Annotated in this window: 24 protein-coding genes, 1 pseudogene and 1 riboswitch; of the genes and pseudogenes, 19 read left to right on the top strand and 6 right to left on the bottom strand. The window is 57.7% G+C overall.

Annotated features, from left to right (window positions below; all coding sequences use genetic code 11):
• Positions 1-5: 5 nt before the first annotated feature.
• The 3 genes from J7416_RS13450 to J7416_RS13440 all read right to left on the bottom strand — a co-directional run bounded on the left by J7416_RS13450 (position 6) and on the right by J7416_RS13440 (position 3,502).
• Positions 6-1,154: a carbohydrate ABC transporter permease gene (locus tag J7416_RS13450; RefSeq protein WP_209225372.1), complete on the bottom strand. Its 1,149-nt coding sequence runs from the start codon at positions 1,152-1,154 to the stop codon at positions 6-8.
• A 4-nt stretch (positions 1,155-1,158) separates the two neighbouring features.
• On the bottom strand, positions 1,159-2,166 hold the full coding sequence (locus tag J7416_RS13445) for a sugar ABC transporter permease (RefSeq protein ID WP_209225370.1): 1,008 nt from the start codon (positions 2,164-2,166) through the stop codon (positions 1,159-1,161).
• 67 nt (positions 2,167-2,233) lie between these two features.
• Positions 2,234-3,502 carry an ABC transporter substrate-binding protein gene (locus tag J7416_RS13440; protein WP_209225368.1) on the bottom strand — a complete coding sequence of 423 codons (1,269 nt, stop codon included), beginning with the start codon at positions 3,500-3,502 and terminating at the stop codon, positions 2,234-2,236.
• A 219-nt stretch (positions 3,503-3,721) separates the two neighbouring features.
• Here J7416_RS13440 and J7416_RS13435 point away from each other — a divergent pair, with 219 nt between their 5' ends.
• The 5 genes and pseudogenes from J7416_RS13435 (at position 3,722) to J7416_RS13420 (ending at position 8,728) form a co-directional block, all read left to right on the top strand.
• Positions 3,722-4,753 (top strand): substrate-binding domain-containing protein, encoded by a 1,032-nt coding sequence (locus tag J7416_RS13435; RefSeq protein WP_209225366.1) that lies wholly within the window; start codon positions 3,722-3,724, stop codon positions 4,751-4,753.
• Positions 4,754-4,756: 3 nt separating this feature from the next.
• Positions 4,757-6,055 (top strand): annotated as a pseudogene (locus J7416_RS22655) (GH1 family beta-glucosidase); the annotation flags it as partial.
• 24 nt (positions 6,056-6,079) lie between these two features.
• A complete protein-coding gene (locus tag J7416_RS22650) occupies positions 6,080-7,081 on the top strand; it encodes an ROK family protein (protein WP_348540277.1) in 1,002 nt (333 codons plus the stop codon).
• 37 nt (positions 7,082-7,118) lie between these two features.
• The gene (locus tag J7416_RS13425; protein WP_209225362.1) at positions 7,119-8,045 is read left to right on the top strand and encodes a carbohydrate kinase; all 927 of its coding nucleotides are present in this window, start codon (positions 7,119-7,121) and stop codon (positions 8,043-8,045) included.
• Positions 8,046-8,062: 17 nt separating this feature from the next.
• Positions 8,063-8,728, top strand: coding sequence for a D-lyxose/D-mannose family sugar isomerase (locus J7416_RS13420; RefSeq protein ID WP_209225360.1), 666 nt, complete (start codon positions 8,063-8,065; stop codon positions 8,726-8,728).
• Between the two features lie 8 nt (positions 8,729-8,736).
• Here J7416_RS13420 and J7416_RS13415 read toward each other — a convergent pair whose 3' ends face one another.
• Positions 8,737-9,750, bottom strand: a complete 1,014-nt coding sequence (locus J7416_RS13415) for a LacI family DNA-binding transcriptional regulator (RefSeq protein WP_209225358.1) — start codon at positions 9,748-9,750, stop codon at positions 8,737-8,739.
• Between the two features lie 219 nt (positions 9,751-9,969).
• Between J7416_RS13415 and J7416_RS13410 the strand changes: the two genes are divergently transcribed.
• From J7416_RS13410 to J7416_RS13380, 7 genes are all read left to right on the top strand, one after another.
• Positions 9,970-11,274 (top strand): extracellular solute-binding protein, encoded by a 1,305-nt coding sequence (locus J7416_RS13410; protein WP_209225356.1) that lies wholly within the window; start codon positions 9,970-9,972, stop codon positions 11,272-11,274.
• Between the two features lie 72 nt (positions 11,275-11,346).
• Complete coding sequence (locus tag J7416_RS13405; RefSeq protein WP_170423624.1) at positions 11,347-12,228, top strand: ABC transporter permease subunit; 882 nt, start codon at positions 11,347-11,349, stop codon at positions 12,226-12,228.
• A gap of 11 nt (positions 12,229-12,239) precedes the next feature.
• Positions 12,240-13,133 (top strand): sn-glycerol-3-phosphate ABC transporter permease UgpE, encoded by an 894-nt coding sequence (gene ugpE, locus J7416_RS13400; protein WP_209225354.1) that lies wholly within the window; start codon positions 12,240-12,242, stop codon positions 13,131-13,133.
• Positions 13,134-13,144: 11 nt separating this feature from the next.
• Positions 13,145-14,191, top strand: coding sequence for a sn-glycerol-3-phosphate ABC transporter ATP-binding protein UgpC (ugpC, locus tag J7416_RS13395; RefSeq protein ID WP_209225352.1), 1,047 nt, complete (start codon positions 13,145-13,147; stop codon positions 14,189-14,191).
• Between the two features lie 113 nt (positions 14,192-14,304).
• Complete coding sequence (locus tag J7416_RS13390; protein WP_247744279.1) at positions 14,305-15,189, top strand: endonuclease/exonuclease/phosphatase family protein; 885 nt, start codon at positions 14,305-14,307, stop codon at positions 15,187-15,189.
• 114 nt (positions 15,190-15,303) lie between these two features.
• Positions 15,304-15,558 (top strand): hypothetical protein, encoded by a 255-nt coding sequence (locus J7416_RS13385; protein WP_209225348.1) that lies wholly within the window; start codon positions 15,304-15,306, stop codon positions 15,556-15,558.
• Between the two features lie 10 nt (positions 15,559-15,568).
• The gene (locus J7416_RS13380) at positions 15,569-16,039 is read left to right on the top strand and encodes a phage holin family protein (RefSeq protein WP_209225346.1); all 471 of its coding nucleotides are present in this window, start codon (positions 15,569-15,571) and stop codon (positions 16,037-16,039) included.
• Between the two features lie 6 nt (positions 16,040-16,045).
• On the opposite strand, the gene J7416_RS13375 is transcribed toward J7416_RS13380, so the two are convergent.
• Positions 16,046-17,215, bottom strand: coding sequence for an acetate/propionate family kinase (locus J7416_RS13375; RefSeq protein WP_348540272.1), 1,170 nt, complete (start codon positions 17,213-17,215; stop codon positions 16,046-16,048).
• A complete protein-coding gene (locus tag J7416_RS13370; RefSeq protein WP_209225342.1) occupies positions 17,208-18,602 on the bottom strand; it encodes a bifunctional enoyl-CoA hydratase/phosphate acetyltransferase in 1,395 nt (464 codons plus the stop codon). The genes J7416_RS13375 and J7416_RS13370 overlap by 8 nt, the downstream gene beginning before the upstream one ends.
• 277 nt (positions 18,603-18,879) lie before the next feature.
• Positions 18,880-19,087: riboswitch (cobalamin riboswitch) on the top strand.
• Between the two features lie 93 nt (positions 19,088-19,180).
• On the opposite strand from J7416_RS13370, the gene J7416_RS13365 reads away from it, so the two are divergent.
• The 7 genes from J7416_RS13365 (at position 19,181) to napA (ending at position 25,728) form a co-directional block, all read left to right on the top strand.
• Positions 19,181-19,537 (top strand): DUF1636 family protein, encoded by a 357-nt coding sequence (locus tag J7416_RS13365; protein ID WP_209225340.1) that lies wholly within the window; start codon positions 19,181-19,183, stop codon positions 19,535-19,537.
• A complete protein-coding gene (locus J7416_RS13360) occupies positions 19,534-20,310 on the top strand; it encodes an ABC transporter ATP-binding protein (RefSeq protein ID WP_209225338.1) in 777 nt (258 codons plus the stop codon). The genes J7416_RS13365 and J7416_RS13360 overlap by 4 nt, the downstream gene beginning before the upstream one ends.
• A 10-nt stretch (positions 20,311-20,320) precedes the next feature.
• Positions 20,321-21,271 (top strand): ABC transporter substrate-binding protein, encoded by a 951-nt coding sequence (locus J7416_RS13355; RefSeq protein WP_209225336.1) that lies wholly within the window; start codon positions 20,321-20,323, stop codon positions 21,269-21,271.
• A gap of 1 nt (position 21,272) precedes the next feature.
• Entirely contained in the window at positions 21,273-22,286 is a 1,014-nt protein-coding gene (locus J7416_RS13350; RefSeq protein WP_209225334.1) for an iron ABC transporter permease, read from the top strand.
• A gap of 147 nt (positions 22,287-22,433) precedes the next feature.
• Positions 22,434-22,949 (top strand): ferredoxin-type protein NapF, encoded by a 516-nt coding sequence (locus J7416_RS13345; protein WP_209225332.1) that lies wholly within the window; start codon positions 22,434-22,436, stop codon positions 22,947-22,949.
• Positions 22,946-23,239, top strand: a complete 294-nt coding sequence (locus tag J7416_RS13340) for a chaperone NapD (protein WP_209225330.1) — start codon at positions 22,946-22,948, stop codon at positions 23,237-23,239. The genes J7416_RS13345 and J7416_RS13340 overlap by 4 nt, the downstream gene beginning before the upstream one ends.
• The gene (napA, locus tag J7416_RS13335; RefSeq protein ID WP_209225328.1) at positions 23,236-25,728 is read left to right on the top strand and encodes a nitrate reductase catalytic subunit NapA; all 2,493 of its coding nucleotides are present in this window, start codon (positions 23,236-23,238) and stop codon (positions 25,726-25,728) included. The genes J7416_RS13340 and napA overlap by 4 nt, the downstream gene beginning before the upstream one ends.
• The last annotated feature ends 8 nt before the right edge of the window (positions 25,729-25,736 follow it).

The raw sequence follows: 25,736 nt of genomic DNA, 5'->3' as shown, positions 1-25,736 counted from the left end.
CGCCTCTATTTAACGGATCCGGCCAACAGGCCACGGACCAGATATTTCTGCATTGCGAAGAAGACAGCCAACGGTACGGCGATCGAGACGAACGCAGCCGTGGCGAGGATTTCCCAATTTCCGCCGCGCGTGCCCAAAAGCTCGACGATGCGGTTGGTCATGACGGTGGTCTGGCCTGATGCGTCGATCAGGAAGACCTTGGCCACCAGAAGATCGTTCCAAGTCCACAAGAACTGGAAGATCGCAAACGAGGCCAGCGCCGGGAAGCTGAGCGGCAGGATCAGCTTGGTGAAAATCTGGAACTCGGTCGCGCCATCGACGCGCGCGTTCTCAATCAAGTCTCGCGGCAGGCCGGCCATGTAGTTGCGCAGCAAGTAAATCGCGAGCGGCATCCCAAACCCGGTATGGGCCAACCAGACGCCCAGATACCCTTTGCCGATGCCGATATTCAGATGGAATTTCAGCAATGGTATCAAGGCAAGCTGCAGAGGCACCACAAGCAGGCCAACCACCGCAGCAATCAGCAGTGCCCGTCCGGGAAAATCCATCCAAGCCAGGGCATAGGCCGCAAACGCCGCCACGAGGATCGGGATGATCGTCGCGGGAATTGTCACGGTCAGCGTGTTGAAAAACGCCCGGCCCATACTGTCGGTGCTTTCCTCGGCCAACAGAACCTTATGGTAGTTAGCCAATGTGAATTCAGGCGGCAATTCTGCGGTGACAAAGACACGCGCGCCCCGGCTTCCTGTGAACTCTTCGGGGTTCTCCATGCGGTAATTTCCGTCGGCATCCACGGTGATCGTACCGCCGCGCCGCAACTCGGCTGTCTCGCCGGGCACAAAAGCGTCTACCGCGCGCGAACTGACACCCCATTTCGAGATTTTTGCCGCGGATTCACCCTCGAACAAATTGCCTTCGATCACATAAAGACCGTTTTCCTGCACCTGCGTTTCGGGGGCGGCACTTCGAAGTGTCAGGTTTTGTTCCGACGGGAACAACGATCTCCACCAACCGCTGGTCGCGATCTGGTCCGCCGTGCGGAAGGATGAGATCAGCAACCCAAGTGTGGGGACGACCCAAAGAACAACCAGGAAAATGACTGAGGCATGCACGACCCATCTAAGGGCGGGCTTGGTTCCTGCAATATCGCTCATTGCCCTACTCCATCTCTTTACGCGCGTTGCGCACGTTCCAGACAAGGATCGGAGCAACCAGCAGCATGATCACCATGGCCGAGGCCGAGCCAACGCCCCAGTCGTTCGCCCGAAACAGCTTGTCGTACATGTAATTGGCCAGAACCTGCGTCTCCCATTGGCCGTTTGTCATGGCAAAGACGATGTCAAAGACCTTGAGGACAGTGATGGTGATCGTGGTCCAAACGACCAGGATCGTCGTCTTAATCTGCGGCACCTTGATTTTGAAAAAGATCTGAAACGGGTTCGCACCATCCAAAATGGCTGCCTCAATCGTCTCCTCTGGGATACCGCGCAGTGCGGCAGAAAGGATGACCATCGCAAAGCCGGTCTGAATCCAGATCAGAACAACCATCAGTAAGAAACTGTTCCAGAATGGGATTGTCAGCCATGTCTGCGGCTCGGTACCGCCAAAAAACAGGTAGAGCGCATTGAGCATACCTATCTGATCCTGCTCTGCAGGACGCGTATCGTAAACCAGTTTCCAGATAACCGAAGCCCCGACGAACGAAATCGCCATGGGCATAAAGATCAAGGACTTGGCAACATTCCCCCAGCGAATACGGTCCGTCAGTTGCGCAACCAGCAGACCAAACGCGGTCGACATTGCAGGCACAATAATCAGCCAGAACATGTTGTTGCGCATCGCTTCCCAGAACTTGGGCTCGTTTGCCATCTGGATGTAGTTTTCCAATCCAACCCACTCATAACCACCGCCCGGGACCCGATCCGTCAGCGAAAGGCGCAGTGTTTCGACCACGGGATAGGCCAGATACAGTCCCAAAGCGGCCAGCGCTGGAAACAGGAACAACCATGGCCGGATTATGTTGGCCCGATTGATATTGCGCCCGGCATTCGGCCCGCGGGGCGGGAACAGAACTTTGTCCAGAAACTGATTGGATAGGTAGAAATAACCCACACAACCTGACACGCCGATTGCGATGGTCAGTAGGCCTTGAAATGCCGGATGCATGCCGCTCTCCCTTGCGACGGTAGGTTCGGGCAACCCGACGGCGCGGGTTGCCCAGTCTCAGACGCCTTTAGTCCAGCGCATCCCACGAGGACTGGATTTCATCGGCGACTTCTTGCGCGGACGTTCCGCCCGCATAGTCGACCATTCCAGTCCAGAAGGTGCCTGCACCGACGCCGCCCGGCATCAGGTCAGACCCGTCGAACCGGAAGGTGGTGGCCCCCAGAAGAATATCATTCATCTTCTTCAACGTCGGGTCCGAGAACAATGAGGTATCGACACCCTTATGCGGTGTCAGGAAGCCGGTCAGTTGCATCCATGTTTCATGCGCCTCGGGTGTTTGCAGATACTCGATCAAAGCATGTGCGCCCGGGCTGTCATTTGTAATGGCCCACAAGGTGCCTGCACCCAGAACCGGGCTACCCAGATCCTTGCTTTCGTAAGCCGGGAAGTAGAAGAAGTCTGCATCTTCACCCACAACCGTTCCTTCTGGGAAGAAGGCCGGAATGAACGACGCCTGGCGATGCATGTAGCACTGCGGAGGCGAGCTGAACATGCCCTTTGGGCTGTCGCGGAAGTCCGTGGTTGCAACCGCGCCGGCACCACCGGCAACGTAGTCATCGTTTCGCGCGAACGCGCCGAATTCTTCAATTGCTCCGACGACCTTGGGATCGTTGAACTTTAGCTCATTGGCGACCCAAGCATCGTAATCCTCGGGTGACTGAGTGCGCAGCATCATGTCCTCGACCCAATCGGTCGCAGGCCAGCCGGTCGCGCCACCGGAACCCAAACCGATGCACCAAGGCGTCTCACCATCAGCGACGATCTGATCCGAAAGCGCCTTTAGCTCTTCCATAGTGGTCGGCACTTCGTAACCAGCATCTTCGAAGTTCTCTGGCACAAACCAGACGAGGGATTTCACATCAACTTTATAGAAGAAGCCGTACAGGTGGTCTTGACCGTCTGGGCCCGCATAGGTGCCAAGATCAACCCAAGACTGCCCCGCCGCATAGTTGTCGCGAATCCAGTCCGCCGTTCCGTCGCCCAGAGGCGTCAGGAAGCCAGACTTGGCCATGTCAGATGCCAGTCCGGGCTGGGGAAACACCGCAACGTTCGGAGCGGACCCAGCTTCGGCGTCGATTCTGATCTGTTGCTCAAAACTATCCGAGCCGACATAGGCGTACTCGTGCCCGGTTGCTGCCGCAAAGCCGTCCAGAACCTTTTCGACATTTTCCTGATCCGGCCCAAGCCAGGGACCAAACACTGTGACCTTGTCGGCATGCGCCGCGCCCGCCATCAGGGCGAACGTGGCCGCGCCTGCGTAAAGCGAGTGTTTCATGAAGATTCCTCCCAACGTTTCTAAGCGCTCAAAAGACTCATTTTCAAAGCGCTTTGGATATCATGCTTTATCCGCTAACATTCAATTTGTGTCAATAATCTGTTTACGAATTGCCTTAAACTTAATATTCAAAAAGCAGTCTACGTCGTATGGGCTACGCCGTCTAAGCCGCGCGCAACGCACCAGTCAGGCAGAATTTGAAGGCGCTTTGAAGTACCGATGAACCTGAAACAGCTGTCAGAAATCCTTGGGCTTTCCCAAACGACGGTCAGCCGCGCGCTGAACGGTTATCCCGAGGTGAACGAGGATACGCGCGTTCGGGTTCAGGCTGCCGCAGAAAGACATGGCTACCGGCCCAATAGCCGCGCCAAAGGGCTGGCGACAGGTCGATCCATGGTGATCGGGCATGTGATTCCAAGCTCATCCCGACATGAAATGGTGAACCCCATCTTTGGTGACTTTGTTGCCGGTGCCGCTCGCAAATATGCAGATCACGGCTATGATCTGATGTTCACCAATGCCGACGACACGTCGATCGAAGATGCCTATCGCAGCCTGTTCCAACGCGGTGCGGTCGATGGCGTCGTGCTGCAAGGTCCCAAGGTCAACGAACATCGGATTGAAGTTCTGACCCGGATGAACGTGCCGTTCATTGTGCATGGCAGATCGACCGGTTTGGACGTGCCCTATGACTGGATCGATGTGAACAACAAACGGTCGTTTCTACGCGCCACCCGATTTCTGATCGACCTCGGGCATCGCCGCATCGCCCTGATCAACGGACTTGAGGATATGGATTTCGCACAGCGCCGCCGGGACGGGTATCTCGAAGCGTTGCGAGAGGCAGGCGTATCCCCCGATCCGGAGCTGATGCGCAGCGCCGAGATGACCGAGGTATACGGCCACCATGAAACGCGCGATATGCTTGGCCTTGATAACCCACCTACCGCTATTCTGACCTCATCCATGATTTCCGCCATTGGTGTGCGTCGCGCGCTGAACGAGGCGGGATTGAAGATGGGTAAGGACGTCTCGGTCATCGCCCATGATGACGACCTGTCCTATCTCAAGAACGGGCAGGACGTGCCCATTTTCACAGCTACGCGGTCATCTGTGCGAAAAGCCGGAGAAATGGCCGCTGAAATGCTGATCGAACGGATCAAATCTCCGAACGACCCGGTTAAAACTAGATTGCTGGAGGCCGAGCTGGTAGTTGGCGGCTCGACCGGCCCCGCACCTAACAGGCTCTGAAAAATGAAACACACACGTTCGGACTTCCCCAAAGATTTCCTCTTTGGCGTCGCAACCTCAGCTTACCAGATTGAAGGGCACGCACAGGGCGGCGCAGGGCAAACCCATTGGGATAGCTTTGCGGCCTCTCCTGGCAACGTCGTTCGAAATGAGAACGGGGACCTGGCCTGCGACCACCTGAACCGTTTTCCGCAGGATTTCGATCTGGTTCGCGACGCGGGGTTCGACTGTTACCGGTTCTCGACCAGTTGGGCACGCGTCCTGCCCGAAGGGCGCGGCCCCGTAAACCAAGAAGGTCTGGATTATTATGACCGGCTTGCCGACGCGCTGTTGGAACGTGGCATTCGCCCCTGCGCGACCTTGTATCATTGGGAACTGCCTTCTCCGCTGGCCGATCTGGGCGGCTGGCGCAATCGCGACATTGCAAACTGGTTTGCCGATTTCACCGAGATCATCATGGGCCGGATCGGCGACCGCATGTTCAGCGTCGCACCAATCAACGAACCTTGGTGCGTCAGCTGGCTGAGCCATTTTGACGGGCATCACGCGCCCGGCATGCGCGATATCCGCGCCACGGCTCGCGCCATGCACCATGTCCTGCTTGCGCATGGTCGTGCGATTGAGGCGATGCGCGGGCTGGGAATGTCCAATTTGGGCGCAGTGTTCAATCTGGAATGGGCCGAACCCGCTGATGACAGCGCCGCCGCGCGCAAGGCCGCAGATCTTTATGATGGGATCTACAACCGGTTCTTTCTTGGGGGTGTCTTCAACAAATCCTATCCGCAAAATGTGCTGGATGGGCTCGAGTCTTACCTGCCCTCCGGCTGGCAGGACGACTTCGATATCATCGGCGCGCCTGTCGATTGGTGCGGCCTGAACTACTATACCCGCAAACTGATTGCGCCCGCTGACACCGCGTGGCCGAGCTTGAAAGAGGTCCCCGGCCCGCTGCCCAAAACCCAGATGGAATGGGAAATCGAGCCGAGCGCGCTGACTCGCTTCCTGACCCGCGCCAAGCAGGACTATACCGGAGACCTGCCGATCTACGTCACTGAAAACGGCATGGCCAGCCCCGAGCGTCGGCAGGATGACGACCGTATCGAATACCTCGACCAACACCTAGCAGCGGTTCAGGACGCGCTGGACCAAGGTGTTCCGGTCAAGGGCTACTTCATCTGGTCTCTGCTGGACAACTACGAGTGGTCGTTCGGCTATGAAAAGCGGTTTGGTCTGGTGGACGTAGACTTTGAAACCCTGGAACGAAGGCCCAAAGCCTCATACATCGCGCTAAAGTCCGCACTGGCCGGAGGCTCTGTCTCCGTACCGATGGCGCAGCCTGCCGGCACCATGCATGAGCATTGGAACCTTGTGGCGGATATCGGCGGGACAAACACGCGTTTGGGCGTCATCTCGGATGGAAAGCTCACCGATCTGCGCAAGCACCCAACCGGCACGCTTCCTGAACTGCTGGAGGCATTCCATAGCCTTCGCGACGAAATCGGCACCGACCCTCGCGCCGTCGTCGCTGCTGGCGCAGGACCGGTCAAGGATGGCACCATCCGGCTGACAAACGCTCACCTGGACTTGTCCGAGCGCGACATTGGCAAGGCGACCGGCGCACAGCACACGTTTGTTATCAATGACTTCACCGCTGCGGCATGGTCGGTCGCGGAAATCACTGCCAATGATGTCGAAGTTCTACAAGGGGCTGAAACGCCCCCAACTGGAACCCGACTGGTGGTTGGGCCCGGCACGGGTCTGGGCGTAGGCGCGTTGTTGTATTCCCAAGGGCGCTTCCATACCGCATCCGGCGAAGGTGGCCATGTCGGCCTGGCACCCCGCCACGAGGATGAAGTGGCAATCTTCAAAGCCGCGCGCCAGATCGCGCCAGAGTGTTTCTTTGATGACAGCCTCGTACTGGAGGCCGAAATGTTCCTGAGCGGAACGGGCTTGCCGATCTTGTATCAGGCAGCCTGCATGGCCGCAGGTCAACTCGACTTACCGACGCGCAACGCAAAAGACATCCTTGCAGATGCTCTGGCAGAGTCCGATCCGGTTGCGGTAAAGACCGCGCATATGTTCACAACCCATCTAGGGGCGTTGATGGGCGATCTTGCTGTAGCTTTCATGCCTACAGGTGGCGTTTTTCTTGTGGGTGGCGTGGCCGAAAAGAACCGGTGGCTGTTTAAGGATGCCTTCCGGGATGCGTTCAATGCCGGTGGGCGATTCAGCGATCTGCGGCGTTCCATGAACCTTTATGTGTCGGAACAGAGCGAATTTGGCATTGTTGGCGCTAACAATTTCTGCAAAAGTGCGCTCGCGCGGTAAACTGGCCGCCTGATCCCGTTACAGAAAGGACCACGGCATGATACTGTGCTGCGGTGAAGCACTGATCGACATGATCGCCGAGCCCACCGTTTCCGGGGCACAAGGGTTCGTGCCCCATTCGGGCGGTGCCATCTTCAATACAGCCATCGCATTGGGCCGCCTTGATACATCGGCAGGTATGCTGACTGGCCTCTCATCAGACATGTTCGGGCAACAACTGGCAGACGCGCTTAAAGCCAGTCATGTCGATGCAAGCAATGTGATCCGGTCTGACCGCCCGACAACGCTGGCCTTTGTCCAGCTAAAGGACGGGCACGCAACCTACAGTTTTATCGACGAAAACTCGGCAGGTCGGATGCTGGCGCCTGAGGACATACCCAAACAGCTGCCAGCGGTGTCAGCGCTGTATTTCGGTGGCATCAGTCTGGCGTGCGAACCCTGCGCCGACGCCTATGCTGCCTTACTGGACCGCCATGGACCAGACCGCGCTGTAATGCTGGACCCAAACATCCGGCCCGATTTTATAAAAGACCAGACCCGGTATCGCACACGGCTGAACCATATGATCGCGCAGTCCGACATCATAAAGGTTTCGGATGAAGATCTGGACTGGATCATTCCCGGCCCTGAGCCTCTGGAACAGAAAGTTCCGTTACTTCTTCAGGCCGGACCTGCTGTTGTGATCGTCACACGCGGCAGCGAGGGGGCATCAGGCTACCTGGCAAACGGGTCAGAAACCTCGATCCCCGTAAAACCGGTCGAGGTCGTCGATACTGTCGGCGCGGGTGACACATTCAACGCTGGCGTTCTGGCTGAATTGGATCGCGCAGGTCAATTGACCAAGGCCAATTTGCGAAATTTGGACCTAGACGAACTGCGGTCGGCTCTGGCCAAAGGTGCAGAAGTTGCCGCCATCACCGTTTCCCGCGCCGGAGCCAATCCGCCTTGGGCGCATGAACTATGACCCGACGAGGGACCAAGATGAAAAGATCGGACATCAATAACATCAAAACGGAGGCCGAGGCGTTTATCCGCTCTTTCGGCGCTGTCCTGCCCCCTTTTGCCAACTGGTCGCCTGATCAGATGCGAAGCGCGCAGGCACAGGGCATCCGTGACCGCGGGCTCGGTTGGGACATAACCGATTATGGCCAGGGCCGGTTCGATGAGCTTGGTCTGTTCCTGTTCACTCTGCGAAATGGCGACGTTCAGGACCTCAATAAGGGTCGCGGTATGCTCTACGCGGAAAAGCTGCTGATTTCGCGAGAAAAACAACTGTCGCCGATGCATCGCCATATCATCAAAGCCGAAGATATCATCAATCGGGGCGGCGGTGATCTGGTGATGGAGATCTACGCCTCGGACCCCGAAGGTGGTATCGACCGGGACAATCCTGTGGTTGTTCCCAGCGACAGCTGCCCTGTGACCATCCAACCGGGCGAACTGCTGCGGTTGAAACCGGGTCAAAGCGTGACGCTGATGCCTGGTATCTGGCATGCGTTTTGGGCCGAACAGGGCGACTGTCTGATTGGCGAAGTTTCAACGGTGAATGATGACCGAACCGACAATGTGTTCGAAGACCCAATCCCGCGATTTGCGACAATCGAAGAGGATACCGCGCCGGATTTTCTACTGGTCTCTGACTACTGAGGCTCTGCTCAGTGTGTCCCGCGCGGCACGAAATACGGATCGATCAAAACTGTTTCGCTTCGCTTTGAAGGGTTGGCGAGGCGCTGTTCCAACAAGCTGATGACGCGCTCGACCGCGTCATCGATCGGATTGCACACGGTCGAGAGATCAAAGCTCGGCCATCCGGCCATTTCAATGTCGTCAAACCCGACAACCGACAACTCTTGGGGCACGGCGATTCCCAAGTCTCGGGCCGCCGCCAATGCGCCTATAGCGGTTGCGTCATTGGCGCAAACCAACGCATCCAGACTGCGTTCTTTCAACAATGCTGCCGCGGCCTGAAACCCGGCATCTACCGTGAAATCCCCGTCGGCGATGGCCTCCAACTGCAACCCGGCCTTGGACAACGCGTCCTCCACCCCCTGTCTTCGGTCATTGGACGAGTAGAACTGTGCTGGTCCGCCGATGTATCCGAACCTTTTGCGCCCAGACTCAATCAACACGGTGGTGGCAAGGCCAGTTCCATCGGCGTTGCGGCAGCAAACGTTATCCACGCCCTTGGCCTCGACGATGCGCCCCGCGGAAATCATGGGAACACCGATCTTGCTGCAATGGGTTACGATTTCGCCCTGCATACTGCCACCGCGCAGAATCAAAGCGTCCAACGGGTATCGCAGCACCTGCTGAATTGCCTGCTCGGTCGTTTGATCCGCGCCATCAATCAGAATCGGCCACTTGTTCAGCGCATTGAGTTTTCCCACCAAAGCCATGACGAACTCGGTGTCATAGGCGCTGCGCATATTCCCAACAAAAACGGCCACAAGATGCGACCGGCCATCCTTGAGCCCCGCCGCCAAAGCGTTGGGTTGGTATCCCATGTTGGCAGCAACTTCGTGGATCTTTTTTCGTTTACCTGCATCCAGATACGCGCCTGGCGTAAATGCGCGCGACACTGCCGAACGGGAAACACCCGCGGCGTCAGCCACGGTTTGCGCCGTTACCCGGCGCGGACGGTGTGTCGTTTTGCTCTGATCATCACTCACGCATAAGCTGTCCTCTGTTTGGGAACAATTTGTCAATATTACTACAAAAGCTTCACCGAACTGTCACACACTCCCCGTATCTGCCCACGTGTGCACATCATGTGCATCGTATGCGGCAATCGCCTGCTTACGACTGACCTTTTTGCTGCAAGGGGCGCATGCCCCGCAACCTGACGCGCCAGCCCAAGAACGGGGCCGGTGCTGAACCGGAGTTATGAAATGACCAACCTTAAGCTCTGTGCAACAGCTGCCGCCGTCGCCTTTAGCGCGACCGCAGCCTTCGCTGAAACCGAGATCACCTGGTGGCACGCCATGGGTGGCCAGCTGGGTGAAACCGTCAACAAGCTTGCCGAAGACTTCAACGCGTCGCAGGACGAATACAAGATCACTCCGGTCTACAAGGGCAGCTACGAAGAGACCCTGACCGCCGGCATCGCCGCTTTCCGTGCGGGTGAGCAACCCAACATCATGCAGGTGTTCGACGCAGGTGCCGCCACCGTCATCGGTGCAAAGGGCGCAACCATCCCGGTTCAGGATCTGCTGGCCAACAACGGTGTCGAATTCGACATCAACGATTACATTGCAGGTGTTCGCTACTTCTATGCCGACAGCGACGGCAAGATGATCGGCATGCCCTTCAACTCGTCGACCCCGATCCTGTATTACAACGTCGACGCTCTGGAAGCCGCAGGCGTGACCCCGCCGAAAACCTGGGAAGAGTTCCAGTCGACCACCGCTCCGGCTCTGAAAGACGCAGGCTACATCGCACTCAGTCAGTCGCACCTGCCCTGGATCTTCACCGAGAACTTCATGTCGCGCCACGACCTGCCGTTCGCGACCAACAACAACGGCTATGACGGCAACGACACCCAGATCCTGGTCAACAACGACGCCATCAAAGCACACTTTACCGCTGTAACCGACTGGAAAGAAAACGGTCTGTTCGAATGGTACGGCACCGGTTGGGGCGATAACGCCAAACCGTTTGAAGAAGGCAAGGTTGCCATGTGGCTGGGCTCGTCGGGCTCTTTCGGTGGTCTGCTGCAAAAAGACCTGCCCTTTGAATTCAGCGCGACCGAACTGCCCTATTGGGAAGCTGTCGTCGCAGAGCCGACCCAAACCTTCATCGGCGGTGCTGCTCTGTTCGCCATGTCCGGCAAGTCGGACGACGAAAACAAAGCGACAGCGGCCTTCTTCGATTTCCTGACCGCGCCCGAGACTCAGTACTTCTGGCATCAGGAAACCGGCTATGTGCCGATCACTGAAGCGGCTTATGAAGTTGCCAAGAAAGACGGCCATTATGACCGCTTCCCTGCTGCCGAAGTTGGCGTCAACCAACTGCAGGACAAAGCTGGCGAGAACACCAAAGGTTACCGCATGGGTTTCTACGTTCAGATCCGCGACATCATGAACCGCGAGTATGGCCGTATCCTGACCGGTGAAACTGACGTGGAAACCGCGTTCAAGACCATTGAGGCCGAAGCGAACGCTCTGCTGTCACGTTTCTCCAAGACCCAGGGCTAAGCCCCGGATCACCCCCAGGATGGTCGCGCTTTTTGAGCGCGGCCATCACTCTTTTCTCGCAATGGACCACTCATGAAACGCGCGGGCTTCGACACTATCTGGCTTCCTGTGGCACTCTTGATGCCGCAATTGATGATCATCGCAATCTTCTTCTACTGGCCCGCAGGATGGGCTTTGCAATCCTCATTCTATCTGCAAGACCCGTTTGGGTTTGGCTCGACCTTTGTGGGGGGTGAAAACTACACATCCTTGCTGGGCAATGATCAGTATAAGCGGGTGGCGGGTTTCACGATCATCTATTCAGTATTGGTTACTTTCCTGTCTTTGGCCATCGCGCTGCTGCTTGCGGTCAAAGCCGACAAGGTTATCCGCGGGGCCAAAACCTATCGCACGTTGCTGATGTGGGTGTACGCCATCGCACCACCGGTTGCCGGGTTTCTGGGTATCCTGTTTTTCGATCAAAGCACCGGTCCGATGACCAAGTTCTTTCAGATGTTTGGATGGGACTTCAAACTGGGCGTGGACTATAACGCCACCGCGACAGCAATGGTAATTGTTGCTGTGTGGAAGCAAATCCCGGTGAACTTCATATTCTTTCTGTCCGGCTTGCAATCCATCCCGCGCTCGGTGCGCGAGGCGGCGATGATCGACAATCGATCGGCCACCGGACGGTTCTGGCAGGTGACTTTCCCGTTGCTGGCCCCGACCGCGTTTTTCCTGCTGATCATCAACATCACCTACGCCCTGTTTGATACGTTCGGCATCATTGACGCGCTGATGAAAGGCGAGCCCGGCAACAACCCGATGACACTGGTCTACAAGGTCTATCTGGACGGGTTCCGCGGCAACGATCTGGGCGGTTCTTCGGCGCAGTCCGTTGTTCTGATGGTGCTTGTCCTGATCCTGACCGTCTTTCAGTTCCGGCTGGTTGAACGCCGGATTCACTATACCTGAGGGGGCTGAGAATGGCTGATACAACCCTTGAAACACCCGCAGTCACCCGCCCCCGCCGCAAGATCAAATGGGCGACGATCGGAGATCACACCGTCCTGATCTTGGGCTCACTACTGATGATGTTGCCCCCCCTCCTGGCACTGACTACGGCAAGCCATGATGCCGTGACGATCCACCGCGAAGGGCTGCAACTGACGCTGGGCGACGATCTGGGCAAGAACTTCAACGCCGCAATGTTCGAAAAGGGCGGCTTTACCCAGACGGTCGACGGCACGCTGATGCTGATGAACTCGTTCATTTTGGGCATCGGTTTTGCGGTGGGCAAAATCGTTATCTCGATGATGGCCGCCTATGCCATCGTCTATTTCCGCCTGCGCTTTGCTACGCTGGCTTTTTGGGTGATCTTCACCACCCTGCTGCTACCGCTCGAGGTGCGCATCCTGCCGTCCTACGAAGCGATCCAGAAGCTCGGCCTGACGAACACCTATACCGGCCTGATCGTCCCGCTGATCGCTTCGGCGACGGGAACGTTTTTCTTCCGTCAGTTCTTCATGTCCGTCCCCGAGGAACTGGCCGAGGCCGCCCGGATTGACGGCGCAGGTCCGTGGAAGTTCTTCATCGACATCCTTGTCCCGCTTAGCCGAACGATGATCGCAGCGATCTTCATCATCATGTTTGTCTTTGGCTGGAACCAGTACCTATGGCCAACGCTGATCACCACGGACGAGAGCTTTTTCACTTTGGTCCGGGGCATCAAGCAGATCGTGCTGTCCTATACCGACAGTCAGATCCCGGAACATGGACAGGCCTTGGCGCTGGCGATCGTTGCGATGATCCCACCGGTGGCAATCGTCGTCTTTTTCCAGAACTGGTTCGTCAAGGGCCTCACAGAATCCGACAAATAAGGAATACGCGCATGGCTCAGGTTTCATTAGAGGGCATCCGCAAGGTCTATCCCAACGGCTTTCAGGCGGTTGAGACCACCAGTTTCACCATTCAGGACGGCGAGTTCGTCGTTCTGGTCGGCCCCTCGGGCTGTGGCAAGTCCACACTGCTGCGAATGATAGCAGGGCTGGAGGATATCACCGAAGGGACGCTGAAGATCGGCGACCGGGTGGTCAACGATGTGGACCCCGCGGATCGGGACATCGCGATGGTCTTTCAGAACTACGCTTTGTATCCGCATATGACGGTTCGCAAGAACATCGGCTACGGTTTGAAAAACCGCGGCACCCCGACGGCCGAGATTGCGGCCAAGGTCGAAGACGCCGCCAAGATGCTGAATCTGGCCGAGTATCTGGACCGCAAACCAGCCCAGCTGTCGGGCGGTCAACGCCAGCGCGTCGCTATGGGGCGGGCTGTCGTACGGGACCCGGCGCTTTTCCTGTTTGATGAGCCGCTGTCGAACCTTGACGCCAAGCTGCGCAATCAAATGCGGATCGAGATCAAAGCCCTGCAACGTCGGCTTGGAACTACGGCAGTCTACGTGACCCACGATCAGGTCGAAGCGATGACCATGGCAGACCGTATTATAGTTCTGAACGCGGGTAAAATCGAACAGATCGGCACTCCGTCCGAGATCTATCACAACCCGGCCTCAACCTTCGTCGCCTCCTTCATGGGGGCACCACCGATGAACCTGATCGAGGCCGAAATGGGTCAGGGCCAGGTTCGGATCAACGGCTATGACCAGCTGTTGCCCGTGCCCGAGACGTATGCTGGTTCGGTTACCATGGGTATCCGGCCCGAGGATGTGGTTCTGGACGATCGGGGTAGCGTCACCTTCCGCGTGGACATTCTGGAAGAGCTGGGCGCCCATCGCCTGCTGCATGGCGCGATCGCTGATCAACCATTTACCGTGATGATTGGCAAGGACGACACCGCAGAGACCGGCGAAACACGCATAACCCTCAAGCCTGAAGCACTGCGGCTGTTCGACAAGGCCACGGGACAAAAACTGTGATTACACATACTGTTACAGAATTTCCCGCCGTCACGGACGATCAGCGGGGCAGCATTCTTGCCGCCCCTCGCACTGCGCAATCTCATCGAAAGTTGCTTGCAGAGCTTCCTGCGATGAACGCCGTGCAATTGGGCGGCGCAGCCAGAACCGAGCAGCTGGCCGAAGACTTCACCGTTGCCGCGTGGAACGTGGAACGCTGTCTGTTTCCCGAGGCGACGGCGGCTCATCTGTCAAAATTATCACCGGATGTCGTGCTGCTGTCCGAGGTCGACCACGGTATGGCTCGTACGGCTCAGCGACATACCACCGAAGTGGTCGCCGCTGAGCTGGGCATGGCCTACGCGTTCGGAGTGGAGTTTCATGAGCTTGATCTTGGTGGCCCGACCGAGCGCGCATTCTGCGCCGACAGCTTCAACACGCTTGGCTGGCACGGCAATGCAATCCTGTCTTCCGTCCCGTTTGAACGCACGGCTCTGATCCGACTGGATGACCATGGCCACTGGTTCTCTGCCGACGCAGGTGCCGCGGACCCCGATCAGCCGCGCGTCGGCGGTCGCAACGCTATCGCCGCAATCGTTCCGGGGGTCAAAGGGCCTATTTGTTTCGTCTCGACCCATTTGGAAAGCAATGCAGACGCGGCCCACCGACATCAGCAGTTCGATTGCCTGATGGACGCAATCGACGCTTTTGCCCCGGGTTTGCCTGTAATGATTGGCGGGGATCTGAACACCGGCAACCATCTGCCGCCGGATTTTAACTGGCAGCGGGAAACGTTGTTCACACTGGCCGAAGAGCGTGGATATTCGTGGGCCTTTACTGCGCCGGGAACAACCACACGCCCCAGCCTGATCACGCCTCACCCCGACCGAGTGATGAAGCTGGATTGGCTTGCCGGTCGCGATTTGACTTGCCGTGACACGGGCGTTTTAACCTCGATTTCCGACGAAGGGACGCCCCTGTCCGATCACGACTGCGTCTGGTGCCAGGCGACGGTTTGAAACCTAATTCGGCGTACCCCCCTTTCCCGAACGCAAAAGATCGAAGTAACATGGTGTGTGACAAAGGAAAAAGTCGCACACCTAATGCTACGCGGCCTTCAAGGGACGACAGGAATGGTAACCAAAGCACAGCTAGAGGCCGAAGTGGCAGACCTGCGCCGCCAGTTGGCCGAACAAGCCAAAGAGCAGACTGCAAACGAATCTCAAGAGGCAGACATAGAACCCGAAGGTTTGGTAGAAAACCTTGAAGCATGGTCCGCGCAACTTGAGGATGTCATGACCGAGCTAGAGGAGTTTCCGCACAAAAAGCCGATCCTCTTCGCCCTTGGCATCTTTGCGGTTGGTTATCTTCTAGGACGTTCCCGGTAGGAGCCCGCATATGAGTCGCATTTCTCGCAACATTTCGACCATCCTACGCGCTGAACGGCTGATCGCTCGTCGGCAACTGGCGGTTGCTGCCAAGCGCACGGGACTGTTTGCCGCCGCTGGACTCGCCGTCGGGCTGGCCATCATCATGCTGAACGTGGCCGGTTTCTTCTGGCTGGCCGAGACAATGACCAAATCCTCAGCCGCAATGATCATGGCCGGGACTAACCTGATCCTGGCAGTTCTGCTTGCCGTGGTCGCCAATTCAATGTCCGCCGACAGCGATACGTCTGCAGTTATCGAATTACGGGACCTTGCACTGCAAGACATCGAGGACGAGGTCAGCGAAAACATGGCCGAAGCGCGCAAAACGCTCGAGGGCCTGCGGCGGGACCCAATCGGCGTTTTGTCCCCGGACATTATTAGTACGGTTCTCAGGATCGTCCTCAAATACGCACGACAGGGACGCAACAAATCGGATTGACAGGACCTAGCTCAACCTGGCCGCTGCGCGGGCTATTACCATCTCTTCGTTCGTCGGAATGGCCAGAATGCGAACGCGGCTGAAATCTGTGGACAGAACCGTGCCATTGTCAGCGTTTCGGTTGGGGTCCATCTCAATCCCGATCCAGCGCATGCCTTCGCACACCATCTGACGGATACGGGCCGCATTTTCGCCGATGCCACCGGTGAAGACCAAAGCGTCGATGCCTTCCAGCGCCGCAGATAACGCCCCCAACTCTCGGCGGATACGGAAGACATAGTAGTCAATTGCTCTTCGCGCTTCGGGCGTGTCGGCGGCCAGCAAGGTGCGCATGTCCGAGGACATCCCGGACAGCCCCAACAGGCCGGATTTCCGATACAACGTCTCGGCGATTTCGTCAGCCGACATCCCTTCTTGTTGCATCATGTAAAGCACCACGCCGGGATCAAGCTGCCCGCTGCGCGTTCCCATCGGCAAACCGTCCAACGCCGAGGAACCCATGGTTGAGGCGACCGCGCGCCCGCCGGATACCGCACACATCGACGCGCCATTCCCAAGATGCGCAATAACAACGCGCCCGTCATAGAGACCAGGCGCGATTTCCTTTAGCTTTTGCGAAACGTAATCATAGCTCAACCCGTGGAAACCATACCTGCGCACACCCTTGTCGTAAAAGCTCTGAGGCAGAGCGAAGGTGTCATTCACCCACGGGTGCGTGCGGTGAAAGGCGGTATCAAAACACGCGACCTGAGTCGTTCCCGGAAAGGCCGCGCTGGCCGCCCGGATCCCGGCAAGGCTGTAGGGCTGGTGCAACGGCGCAAACGGAATAAATCCGCTGAGAGTGTCAATCACCCGCTCATCCACCACCACCGGTTCCGAATAGACCGGCCCGCCATGCACGACCCGGTGACCGACAGCCCGAACCTGAACGTCTGGAAGATATTCGCGGGTTAGCTCGAGAAACGCATTTATGGCCTCATCATGTGTTTTTGTGCCGGACAGTTGCCGGTCAACCGACCGGCCCCCTGCCGACTGCGCCAACAGGCGCGGAGCATCGCCCAGTCGTTCGATCTGACCGCGCCATCGCATGCTGGGGCGGCGATCTTCCAGCAATTCATACAATGCAAACTTCAAAGATGAAGACCCGGCATTCAGGGCCAGAACATGCTCAGCCACGGAATTCATCCTTGTTTTCCAGTGCATGGAGTGCCGCGACCGCACAAGAGGCCAGCCTTGATGCGTCATCATCCGCGCGCGAGGTCAGGATGATAGGTGCAGCCGCGCCAACAACGACACCAGCAGCTTCGGCATGCGAAATATAGGTCAGTTGCTTGGCAACCATATTACCCGCCTCGATATTCGGAACCACCAGGATATCTGCGACACCGGCGACCTCGGATGTGATGCCCTTGGTCCGCGCCGCATTCAGGTCGACGGCGTTGTCCATGGCCAGCGGCCCGTCAACGATCCCGCCGGTGATCTGACCGCGTTCCGCCATTTTTGACAGTAAAGCGGCATCCACGGATGAGGGCATATGTGGGTTGATCGTTTCAACCGCCGACAGGACGCCCACCTTGGGCAGACCGATACCAATCGAGTGCGCCAGATGGATTGCGTTTTGAACAATGTCGGCTTTGGTCTCAAGGTCGGGTGCGATATTCACGGCAGCATCGGTGACCATGATCGGCCGTGACATGCCCGGAACGTCCATGACAAACACATGCGACAGACGCCGCCCGGTTCTGAGCCCCTTTTCCCGGCGAAGCGCAGCGCGCAATAGGACATCCGTATGCAAATGCCCTTTCATCAGCATCCGGGCCTTTCCTTCAACCACCAAATCGACGGCGATATGGGCGGCCACATCGTGGCTTTGCGCGGCAACGATTTCTACCCCGGAAAGGTCTGCACCAAGCTCGACCGCGGCAGCGGTGATCTTGGCAGGGTCGCCCACCAGTATCGGCGTAATGATGCTGTTGGCCTGCGCCAGCAATGCCCCACCCAGCGAGTTCGGCTCTTCCGGTGCAACGACGGCGGTCGGCATCGGATCCAATGGCCGCGCTTTTTCCAGAAGGGCATCGAAATGCTGGTGCCTTTGCACGATGAGTCCCGGCACTTCGACCGAGTCGAAGGTCAAATGCTGGGTGGGCGGAGTGACCTGAACCGTCCCACTCAGGATCAATGCATCATCCCCGATCCGACGCACTTCGGCTGACAAGGTCACATCACCGTCTTCACGCTTGTCCAGTACCGAAACAAAGGCTGTCAGTTCCTCGCCCGCAAGAACCGGCGCGTGAAAGCTTAGGTCTGCGCGGCGCGTTTGCGTCCCCGCGCCCGGCAGGATGTTTCCAATCACTGCAGCGACCAGACCGGCAGGCCAAAGGGCGGGTGCTACGGCCTCAGGGCGGCCGTCACCGTCACCGTCATAGACCGCCAAATGCAACGGATTGTGATCCCCCGAGGCCGAGGCAAAGGCGTACAGATCATCCACCGTGCACAAACGAGTAACCTGCGCCGTGTCGCCGACTTTGACCTGCGAATATGTTCGGTTTTCTTCAATCTTCATGATGTTTGGCTTTGGTTTTTGAATGATGATGTCAATGCTCGTGGCCAGGTCTCTGGCCCTGGATCGTGTTGATCACTTTCCTCGACTTCCAGCTTTTCTGCGCTGCAGCGTATTCAAGTTCTTTGCGAATGACAATTGGTTAGCCCCGATACAACCACGCCTGTGATACCGCGTCACATGGCCTAGCAGAGGTCTGTGACACTGATGCGGCAGACCGCATCGCGCAGGCGTGTCCTGGCGCACGCAGGTTTATTCTTGACCCAAATTCTGAACTCAGGCACTCATCATCCACGATGGTTCCCTCTGGTTCGCCAAGGGATGAAAAGGGAATACGGTGAGGTTGCCGACAGGCGCCAAGTCCGTGACTGCCCCCGCAACTGTAAGCGGTAAGCGACGCCAAAATATCCACTGGCCAAAAGGGCCGGGAAGGTTGGCCAAGCCATGACCCGCAAGTCAGGAGACCTGCCATCAAGTGTTCAACCAACCCAGGGCGGGGCGTCCTGGAAGGAGGCGATATGAAACGTCTGAGACGTTATAACATTGCATTTCGCTCGACTCGGCGGTAAGCGGAGCGAGAAATGCAAATTAAACCCGATCATTTTCTACTTATCTGTGAAACCTGCGAAGGTGATATTCGTGCAGAAGCAATGCACCAAGCGCTTGCGCAGAAGCTACCTGCTGACTTTGAAATTCGCAGGGTGAACTGCATGGCAGGCTGCGAACGGCCCACGACTGTTGGCTTTCAGGCAGAAGGCAAAGCGCAATACCTGTTCGGTGACATCCTGTCAGACCAGGACGTGGAGGCTTTGGTTGAATTTGCCGGCCAGTACCGCGACACCGAAGATGGCTGGACAAACGCGACCCAACGACCGCGCGCGTTGTACGACAAAACGCTCGCACGACTACCGCGGATCCCGCAGGAGGACAGCCTATGACTTTCCTTGAAGCGCACGGGCTGGAATACTACGCGCTGAACGGCGACATCCTGTTGAAAGACATCAATTTCGATCTGGAAGAGGGCGCGATCCTGGCGATTGCCGGTCCAAACGGGGCGGGCAAAACGACATTGCTCAATCTGCTGTGTGGGATCGAAGAGATCGTGCTGGGCGACGTCCTTTTGAAAGGGCGCAGTCTGAGGCAACTATCTGCCGTGGATCGCGCGCGCATGATTGCAGTCGTTGGTCAGCAGGAAACGCCTGACGGACGCTTGTTCCTGCGGGACTATGTGGCGCTGGGTCAAATTCCGATCCGAGCAGATCGATCTGCCAATGAGCATGCCGCAGAACTGGACCGCATTCTGCAACTGACCGGCCTGAGCACCCTGGAAGACAAGCGAATGGGCGTGCTGTCAGGCGGCGAACGCCAGCGCGCGCATATTGCGCGGGCACTGGCGCAGAACCCGTCCCTGCTTTTTCTGGACGAGCCCACCAACCACCTCGACCCGGACGCCAAAGGCCGGATGCTGTCGCTGGTGGCTGAGCTTGGCATCACGGTGGTCATGATCGTCCACGATCTGGTCATGATCCCGGAATTCGCCACTCATGTCGCCTTGATGAAATCCGCGCACCTGACCGGATTTGGACTGGTGCCCGACGTTCTGACCCCAGAACGGGTCCGTGAAACTTTTGGTGTCGACTACCTGTGCTTTCAACACGAAGGCCGCGTGATCCCGGCGCTGGATATCCGAAGAACCAAACGCTCAAATTAAGGAACCGAGCATGAAAAACACATTTTGGTACGCAGCCCTGATTGGCGGCTTGGCCACCACTGCGACGGCGCACGAGATCACTGTCGACAATTGCGGTGAACCCCTGGTCTTTGAAACACAGCCCGAGCGGCTGGTCGTCCACGACATGAACATGACCGACATGGCTTTTGCGCTGGGTCTGCAGGACAATATCGTCGGCCTCACCGGCATCACCGGTTGGTACAAGACCAGCCCAGAATTCGATACGCTGCGCGGTGACATCCCCGAGCTGGCCCCGAAATACCCGACCGTGGAAAATCTGGTCGCGGTCGAGCCTGACCTGTTCTTTGCCGGTTGGTACTATGGCATGAAGCCCGGCGGCGATGTGACCCCGGACACGCTTGAGCCGTTTGGCATCAAGACGATGATCCTGACCGAAAGCTGCGTTCATCTGGACAAAAACCGCCCCGAGGCCAGCATGGACCTGTTGTTCAATGACGTCCTGCGTCTGGGCACGGTGATGCATGTCGAAGATAAGGCCAACGCGCTGGTCGACGGCTGGAAAGAACAATTGGCGGCCATCGAGGCAAAGACTGCCGATCTGGCGAAACCGCGCGTTTTCCTGTTGGATGGCCCTGCCGACGCGCCGTTTACCGCTGGCAAATTTGCCATCCCTGACGCAATGATCGCAGCCGCAGGTGGTGAGAACGTCACCCACGACATGGATACCAGCTGGGGCCGCACCTCGTGGGAGGCCGTCGCCGCCTCGAACCCCGAATTCCTTGTTCTTCTGGACTACCAGACCGGCAACGGAGCCGCGGACACGTTCAAGTTCCTGCAAGAACATCCGGTGATGTCTCAGACAGACGCGGTCAAAAACGAACGCTGGATCGGTCTGCGCTATGAGGAGCTGACCCCCGGACCGGCAAACATCGAAGCGATTGCGAAAATGGCCGAGGCCATGCACCCGGGCCTGAACTGATATGGGCCGACTGGGCCTGACACTTTTGCTGGGGGCGGCTGTTTTGGCCGCCCTCTTGCTGATTTCGACTGTCTACGGAACCACCTCAATCCCTGCCGCGGATGCGCTGACCGGTGTCCTGCTTGGAACCGGTTTGGTTGACGGAGAGATGTCCCCACTCCACCGAATCGTGTTTGACCTGCGCCTGCCGCGCGCGTTGTTCGCCGCCGTGATTGGTGCGGGATTGGGGATCGTCGGTGTGGTCTTGCAAACGACGACGCGCAACGATCTGGCTGACCCCTTTCTGTTCGGCCTGTCCTCTGGCGCAGCGGCGGGTGCTGTTTTTGTAATTACGGTAACTGGGGATGTGCTGGGCTTTTGGACCCTCCCCCTTGCTGCGTTTTGCGGCGGTCTTGTCGCCTCGGGGATTGTGTTGGCACTTGTTCATGGACTGCGCACCAGCGCGCCTGAAAAACTGATCCTGGCCGGGCTGGCGGTGTCGTTTTTGTTTTCTGCGATCACCAACTACCTCATTTTCGCGGGCGACAGCCGTGCTGCGCATTCGGTGATCTTTTGGATGCTGGGCGGTCTGGGCCTTGCCCGGTGGGAAACCTTCCCCTTGGTCATCGCCGGTCTGGCATTGATCCTGGCCTACGCCATGTACCGCAGCCGGTGGCTGGACGCCCTGCTGACCGGAGATCTGACAGCCAGCACCCTTGGTGTGCCGGTACAGGGCCTGCGGTTTCGAATGTTCTTCGTGGCGGCGCTTGCGACAGCGGTCTTTGTCTCGGTTGCCGGGGTCATTGGATTTGTTGGGTTGATGGTCCCCCATATCGCACGAGGGATTGCCGGCCCGCTACACCGTCAGCTTGTCCCAACTGCTGCCGTGGTCGGTGCCGCATTGCTGACCGGCTCTGATATTCTGAGCCGCCTTCTACTTGCGCCGCAGGAGCTGCCGGTCGGGATCGTGACCACATCGCTGGGGTCCGTTTTTGTATTTATCCTTTTGATCCGAACCGCGCGGCCGCGTCGTTGACTGGAACAAATCACTTATATGAATAAGTATTTTCTCAATAAGCCTATTTTTTAGGCACGAAATTGACCTGAATCAAAAAAATCCTATGTGGATCGCGGTATGCGATACACTTGATGACAGGAATCGAGTGTAGCCAGGTCGCATGCAATGCAACAAATGACCAGCCGACGCGCGTTTCTAAGCGCTAGGATTCGACAAGAGGCTGGTCCAATTGCCAGACCTCCGGGTGCGATTGATCATAGCTTTCCCCAGTTGTGTACAAGATGCGGTGACTGCGCAGAGGTTTGCCCCGAAGATGTAATCGCCATTGGTGCTGATGGCTTCCCCCGATTTCAACCCACCGATGACCCCTGCACATTCTGCGGAGATTGCGCGCAGACCTGCCCAACGGATGCACTAAACATCGACCGCCTGTCTGACTGGCCGTGGCGGGCTGCGCTGAAGCCCGAGAGTTGTCTGTCCATGAACGGGGTAAGCTGCCGCATTTGCCAGGACAACTGCGAACAAAACGCGATCCGATTCACACTGCTGACCGGGGGGCGCGCAGAACCCAGGCTGGACGCCGCCCTGTGCAACGGGTGCGGGATTTGCCCAGGCCTGTGCCCTGCCGACGCAATTGCCCTTGAACGTCAACCCGAAGCTCAAATGGAAGCCCTTCAATGAACATCTGCGGTTGCCTTGCCCATGTCGCCCCTGACCACGCCAGCGCCGCAGCGCGCGCGATGAACGATACACAAGGTGTCGAGATACACGCCGAAACGGAAGATGGGCGTTTCGTTGTCGTTGTCGAGGACACCCCTACCCGACTTGCGTCCGAAACCATCATGGAACTGCACCAAATTCCGGGCGTGATCTCACTGACTCTTACCTATCATCATTTCGAGGATCTCGCGGATGCCGATCCGCAGCCCGATGCCCCAAGCCCAACCACCAGCCGGAGGCCCAAGCAATGACACATTCTGAATCTCGTCGGACTTTTCTAAAGGCCTCAGCAGCCGCAGCAACGGCGTCAGCTGCCGGCATCCCGCTTGCGGCTGGTCAGGCCAGTGCCCAGGTTGGTGTGCCAGATATCCGCTGGGACAAGGCCGCGTGCCGTTTCTGTGGCACTGGTTGTTCCGTTCTTGTTGGCACAAAAGATGGTCGCGTTGTCGCAACTCAAGGCGACCCTGATGCGCCTGTGAACCGGGGCCTGAACTGCATCAAGGGCTATTTCCTGTCCAAAATCATGTATGGCAAGGACCGCCTGACGACACCTTTGCTGCGCAAAACCAATGGCGAATACGACAAGAATGGCGAGTTCGAGCCCGTCAGCTGGGACGAGGCTTTTGATATCATGGCCGCCAAGTGGAAAGAGGCTCTGGCCAAGAAAGGTCCGACCAGCGTCGGCATGTTCGGGTCCGGTCAGTGGACCGTCTGGGAAGGCTACGCTGCCTCCAAGTTGATGAAGGCAGGTTTCCGATCGAACAACATTGACCCCAACGCGCGCCACTGCATGGCCTCGGCCGTGGTGGGCTTTATGCGCACCTTTGGCATTGATGAGCCGATGGGCTGTTATGACGACCTCGAGCACGCGGACACCTTTGTGCTGTGGGGCTCGAACATGGCCGAAATGCACCCGATCCTGTGGTCGCGCCTGACCGATACGCGCCTGACAAAGCCGGGTTGTGAGGTGCACGTTCTGTCGACCTTTGAACACCGCTCCTTCGAACTGGCCGACAATGGTATCGTGTTTGAACCGCAGACCGATCTGGCGATCCTGAACTACATCGCCAATTACATTATCCAAAACAACGCGGTGAACGAATACTTCGTCCGCAACCACGTGAACATCACAAAGACCGCGACCGACATCGGCTATGGCCTGCGTGAGACCAACCCATTGCAACAAGAGGCCGAGAACCCGGACTCAGGTAAACTCGAAACAATCAGCTTTGAGGAATACGCCGAAGCGGTTGCGCCCTACACGCTGGAGTATACTTCGGAACTGTCCGGTGTTCCGGCTGAAAAGCTCGAGAAACTCGCGCAACAATATGCCGACCCGACCCGCAAGGTCATGAGCCTTTGGACGATGGGTTTCAACCAGCACACCCGTGGATCGTGGGTGAATTCGCTGATGTACAACGTGCACCTTCTGGTTGGTAAAATCTCCGAACCCGGCAACTCGCCCTTCTCGCTGACCGGCCAGCCCTCGGCCTGCGGCACCGCGCGTGAGGTTGGCACCTTTGCCCACCGCCTGCCTGCTGACATGGTCGTGGCCAATGATGAGCACCGCAAGATTTGCGAAACCGCATGGAACATCCCCGAGGGCACCATTCCGCCCAAGCCCGGCTTCCACGCCGTGCTACAGCACCGCAAGTTGAAGGATGGCGACCTGAACGCTTACTGGGTGCAATGCAACAACAACATGCAGGCCGCGCCCAATATCAACGAAGAAGGCTATCCCGGCTATCGCAACCCGGACAACTTCATCACCGTGTCCGACCCTTACCCGACGGTCACCGCCGTCTCCGCGGACCTGATCCTGCCCACCGCCATGTGGGTTGAAAAGGAAGGTGCCTACGGCAACGCAGAACGCCGCACTCAATTCTGGCGGCAGCAGGTACAGGCACCGGGTGAAGCAAAATCCGACCTGTGGCAATTGATGGAGTTTTCCAAGCGCTTCACCGTCGAAGAGGTCTGGGGCGAGGAACTGCTGGCCAAAATGCCCGAGCACCGTGGTAAGACAATGTTCGACGTGCTTTATGCCAACGGCAAGGTCGATCAGTTCCCGCTGTCCGAAACGGCAGAAGGGTTCCATAACGACGATGCCGAACACTTCGGCTTCTATGTGCAGAAAGGGCTGTTCGAAGAATACGCCGATTTCGGTCGCGGCCACGCACACGATCTGGCCCCGTTCGAGATGTACCACGAAGCCCGCGGCATGCGCTGGCCGGTCGTCGACGGCAAAGAAACGCTCTATCGTTTCCGCGAAGGCTTCGATCCTTACGTGCCCGAAGGCGCGGGCGTGAAGTTCTACGGCCACAAAGACGGCAAGGCCAAGATCATCTTTGCGCCTTATGAACCAGCTGCTGAGGTTCCGGATGACGAGTACGATCTGTGGCTGTCCACTGGTCGCGTGCTCGAGCACTGGCATTCTGGCTCGATGACACGCCGCGTTCCGGAACTGCACCGCGCTTATCCGTCCGCTGTCGTCTACATGCATCCAGAGGACGCAAAGGATCGCGGTTTGCGCCGCGGGCAGGAGATCGTTCTGTCCACCCGCCGGGGCGAGGTTACCAGCCGGGTCGAGACCCGCGGTCGCAACAAGGTACCGCGCGGGTTGGTCTTTATGCCTTGGTTCGACGAGCACCAGTTGACCAACAAGCTGACGCTGGACGCAACCTGCCCGTTGTCGAAAGAGACCGACTACAAGAAATGCGCCTGCAAGGTCGAGCGCGCGTAACGGACTAG

The organism is Ruegeria sp. R14_0, from assembly GCF_017743975.1.
Lineage (GTDB): Bacteria > Pseudomonadota > Alphaproteobacteria > Rhodobacterales > Rhodobacteraceae > Ruegeria.
This window is presented reverse-complemented; position numbering and strand designations above follow the sequence as displayed.